General features: G+C 60.6%; 5 protein-coding genes. 3 read left to right on the top strand and 2 right to left on the bottom strand.

Features of this window, described 5'->3' with window-relative positions; translation table 11 throughout:
- Positions 1-338 (top strand): sugar O-acetyltransferase (locus AC5JJ6_RS02905; protein ID WP_496040607.1); only part of this gene is annotated, 338 nt, incomplete at its 5' end.
- Between the two features lie 42 nt (positions 339-380).
- On the opposite strand, the gene AC5JJ6_RS02900 is transcribed toward AC5JJ6_RS02905, so the two are convergent.
- Together AC5JJ6_RS02900 and AC5JJ6_RS02895 are read right to left on the bottom strand one after the other, a co-directional pair.
- On the bottom strand, positions 381-746 hold the full coding sequence (locus AC5JJ6_RS02900) for a response regulator (RefSeq protein ID WP_496040606.1): 366 nt from the start codon (positions 744-746) through the stop codon (positions 381-383).
- Positions 740-1,954: a sensor histidine kinase gene (locus tag AC5JJ6_RS02895; RefSeq protein WP_496040605.1), complete on the bottom strand. Its 1,215-nt coding sequence runs from the start codon at positions 1,952-1,954 to the stop codon at positions 740-742. The genes AC5JJ6_RS02900 and AC5JJ6_RS02895 overlap by 7 nt, the downstream gene beginning before the upstream one ends.
- A 638-nt stretch (positions 1,955-2,592) precedes the next feature.
- On the opposite strand from AC5JJ6_RS02895, the gene AC5JJ6_RS02890 reads away from it, so the two are divergent.
- Both AC5JJ6_RS02890 and AC5JJ6_RS02885 read left to right on the top strand, forming a co-directional pair.
- Positions 2,593-2,715, top strand: coding sequence for a hypothetical protein (locus AC5JJ6_RS02890; protein WP_496040604.1), 123 nt, complete (start codon positions 2,593-2,595; stop codon positions 2,713-2,715).
- Positions 2,716-2,724: 9 nt separating this feature from the next.
- A partial coding sequence (locus AC5JJ6_RS02885) for a sensor histidine kinase (protein ID WP_496040603.1) occupies positions 2,725-3,900 on the top strand: 1,176 nt, incomplete at its 3' end.

Genomic DNA, 3,900 nt, shown 5'->3' with positions numbered 1-3,900 from the left:
GCTTCAACATCAGCCTGGGCACCGGCGTCTTCCTGAACTTCAACTGCGTGATCCTGGACGTCGTCGCGGTCACCATCGGCGACAAGACGCAGATCGGGCCGGGCGTGCAGATACTGACCGCCGACCACCCGCGCGGCATCGCCGAACGGGAATCGGGCCTGGAGTTCGGCCGCCCGATCCGCATCGGCCGCAATGTGTGGATCGGCGGCGGCGCCATCATCCTGCCCGGCGTCGATGTCGGTGACGACGCGATCATCGGCGCGGGCAGCGTCGTCACCCGCAACGTCCCGCCCGGCGCCACCGTGGTCGGCAATCCGGCACGGGTGCGGGGCGGCTGATGGGCATGCACCCCCCCCGGCTATCCTCCGGCCGCGGACAGCCTACAAGGCTTCGAGGGCTTCGATCAGGTGTTCGGGCAGGATCGGCTTGACCAGCACGCCGCTGGGCACCGTGGCATCGACCCGGATGCGCGTAGCGGTTTCGTTCGATCCGGTCAGGAAGATGACATCGCAGGTATGGAGCTTCCGGATCCGCCGAACCGCCTCCACCCCGTCGATGCCGGTTCCCAGGCGGACATCCATCAGGATCAGCCGGGGCTGGTGCAGCAGCGCCATCTCGACAGCCGCAGCACCCGTCTTGGCGACCTTGATGTTCTGGAATCCCGCATCTTCCAAGGTCATCCGGATCCCGAGACGAACGAGGTTGTCATCGTCCACGACCAGGATGGGAGTATCGCCGGCTAGCATGGCAGCTCTGTCGGGCAGGGAAACGTCACGGAGACTTCGGTGCCGCGGGTCCGGTCCAAGGTCATCGCGCCACCCAGCTGATCGACCAGTTCGGAGATGATCTGCTGCCCGATCTTAAGCGGGGAGCCGGTGGCCTTGCCGATACCGTCATCGGATACGGTAAGACGTGCCTTGCAATCGGCCATGACGATCAGCGCCACGTCGATGGTGCCGTGCCGTTGCGGCGGGAACGCATGTTTGTACGCGTTGGTAACCAGCTCCGTCGTCAACAATCCGAGCGAGATCGCGAAGTCTATCCTGACGGCGGCGTCGCGGGGTTCGACGGCGACATTCAAAGTTATTTCACCTTGCCGAGACTGGTACAGGTGAGCCAGTGATCGGCAAAGGTCCTGGATAAGTTCGTTCAGATTGATCGTCTGCAAGTCCAGCGATTGCATGAGCTTGTGGTGGATCATGCCCAGGCAATGAAGCCTGTGCCGCAATTCCTTCAGATCTTCGGCACAGGCTGGAGTTTGACGGATTTGGAGCGCCAGCAAGGTGTCCACGACCTGAAGATTGTTTCTGACCCGATGGTGTACTTCCCGCAGCAGTGCTTCCGATTCGGCCAAGGATCTGTGCAGCCGCTTTTCCGTTTCCTTGTGCTCCCGGATTTCCTGCCTCAACGCCAGAAGGCTCGACCGGCCTTCGAGTTCGGTCATGACGAGGTCGGCGAGGTCTTGAAGAAGCTGCTGCTGCTCCACGCTGAAATCCGTGTGCGGCTGACGGTCGATCACGCAAAGGGTGCCGAGCACATGACCCTCCGGCGTCACCAGCGGAGCCCCGGCATAGAACCTGATGTTGGGATCGCCGGTCACGAGCGGATTGGTGCTGAAACGATCGTCCTTCGACGCATCGCCGACCACCAGGGCTCCGGTGTCGAGGATCGTGTAGGAACAGAATGCAACCTCCCGGCGTGTCCAGGAGTCCTCGAATCCATGACGGGACTTGAACCACTGGCGGGTTTCGTCGATCAGCGAGATCAGCGAGATCGGCATCCCGAAGACTTTTGCCGCCAGCCGGGTGATGCGATCGAACGCTTCTTCGGGCGGCGTGTCGAGCAGGGCATAGCGCTTCAGGGCGATCAGTCGCTGCGGCTCATCGGCCGGGCACGGAGGTCCGGTGAAACCTTCGGGTACGCAGTCCGGGGATTGCAGCTGACGATTACCCATTTTCGTCCGCTTTCAGCTTCCTGACAGCGCGGCGTAAGGTTCTAGGCGTCATTCATGCCCTGGTCGGTTGTCTGGTGAAATTCAGTCGTTCTTAAGGCCGGCGTCAAGAGAATGGATACCAGAAGCTGCCTTGTCGGGACTTCCGGTCTTTTTCGGCTTATTCGAAGGTTGAAATGAGGCCGTTGGGATTACTCGTAACATATAATCAGAGAGAATTTATAGCCGTCTCGACCGTGTATATTCCGACAGAACAGGCATAGGGATTGTGAATCCCCCAAGGTCCTATTCCCCCTGACTAAAGATTCTTGCAAGGTGTGGGTTTACTGTTGGTATATGGTATGCTGAATGTTTAAAAGTTACCGTATCATCGGAAGATTCTGCCTGGAGATTGCCAGGTTTCCTGCGGAGGAAACGTTGCGTCTGTATCGATCACAGTCCTTGACCTCTTCCATTCCGCTTGGGCGGATGCTGCCGCGCCGCAAAATCATCGCGTCCGATATCTTGAAGGCCGAGTTCTCGACTGTGGAAGACCTTATCGAGGTTCCGTTCCGTGACGGCTTGGTGGACCTTGCAGTAGTCCTGCTTCCGGACCGGCAGCCCTGGTCCAGGCGATGCCATCGATGAGGACAATTGCAGGCATGAACCGGAAGCTCTTCAGAAAATACCCGGAATCAGATGTGAATAAGAAAAGTCGTGAAAATCCGTCCGACGGCCGCGTCAACGATCCGGTCTCTCCCGCTTCCTGCCTGACGGTCGCTTGAAGGTTGAAGATGAGGCGAAACGGGGCATTCCTTGATGGCGTACTGAGTACGGTCCGATATCCTCTGGTTCTGGTCGACGGAAAGGGCAGAGTTGAAATGGCCAGTCATGCCGCTGCCGACCTGCTTGCCGTCTCACCCGCAGCCATCCGCGGCATGAGCATCGGTGAAGTCACCGGATCTCACGGCGCCTTGCTGCACGACGCAGTGACCTTGGCCGTAGCCTCCGGTGCGCCGCATACTACCGAGCTCCAGATCCGAGGCCGTTCGTTCGACGTCGTAGTCGAGCCGATGAGGATGGCTGATGTCGATGAGGCGACCGGAGCCGTGATCCACGTTACCCAAAGGTCCATGCTGCCGTTCGACGGATCGGCGCTTGGGCCGGCCGGCGACCGTCTCTGGCTGATCCTCAATCAACTCCCCCACGCCGTCTACTGGAAGGACCGGCACTCGCGGTACCTGGGAGGAAACAGGATTTTCGCCGACGTCGTCGGGCTTGAGTCGTTTCACGCGGTTCCGGGCATCACCGACCACGATATCATGGAAAGATCGGATGCCGAGGCCGTCCGCCGCGAGGACGAGCACGTCATGACGACCGGGGAGCCGCTGCTGAGGGTGGAGCAGTCGCTCAAGCTGGCAAGCGGCGGAACGATCATCGAGAAGCTCAAGGTTCCGCTGCGCTCGGAGAGCGGCGAAACGATCGGCGTCCTGTGCGTCGCCAGGGACATCACCGAACAGAAGCGGGGCGAAGCGAAGCTGCTTTCGGACAAGCTGGCGGCCGAACAGGCGAGCCGGACGAAGACCAGCCTCTTCGCCGCCGCCAGCCATGATCTTCGCCAGCCCGTGCAGGCGCTGGCACTGTTCGCCAAGCTCCTGGGCAACCGCGTGGACGATCCCGGAGCGAAGAACCTGGTCAAGCTGATCCAGCAATCGGTCCTGTCGCTGGCAAATCTCCTGGAGGCGGTCATCCACCTCTCGAAGCTGGATGCCGGGGTGATCGAACCGGACATCCGCCGGACAGCGGTGGGCGAACTGCTCGAAAGGCTCGGCGACGAGTTCTCACCCCAGGCCGCCGAGAAGAACCTGGAACTCATCGTCGTCGGGTCCGACCTGGAAGTGCGCAGCGATCCGCTTCTCCTGGAGCGGATTCTCCGCAACCTCATCTCCAATGCCATCCGCTATACGGAG

Source organism: Skermanella sp., assembly GCF_059503625.1.
The sequence above is the reverse complement of the archived record's forward strand: the minus strand, read 5'-3'. Positions and strand labels throughout refer to the sequence as shown.

Bases quoted from the DNA above. Each gene is read 5' to 3' on its own strand.
- AC5JJ6_RS02895 (WP_496040605.1), bottom strand. From the start codon at position 1,954: ATGGGTAATCGTCAGCTGCAATCCCCGGACTGCGTACCCGAAGGTTTC.
- AC5JJ6_RS02900 (WP_496040606.1), bottom strand. From the start codon at position 746: ATGCTAGCCGGCGATACTCCCATCCTGGTCGTGGACGATGACAACCTC.
- AC5JJ6_RS02890 (WP_496040604.1), top strand. From the start codon at position 2,593: ATGAACCGGAAGCTCTTCAGAAAATACCCGGAATCAGATGTGAATAAG.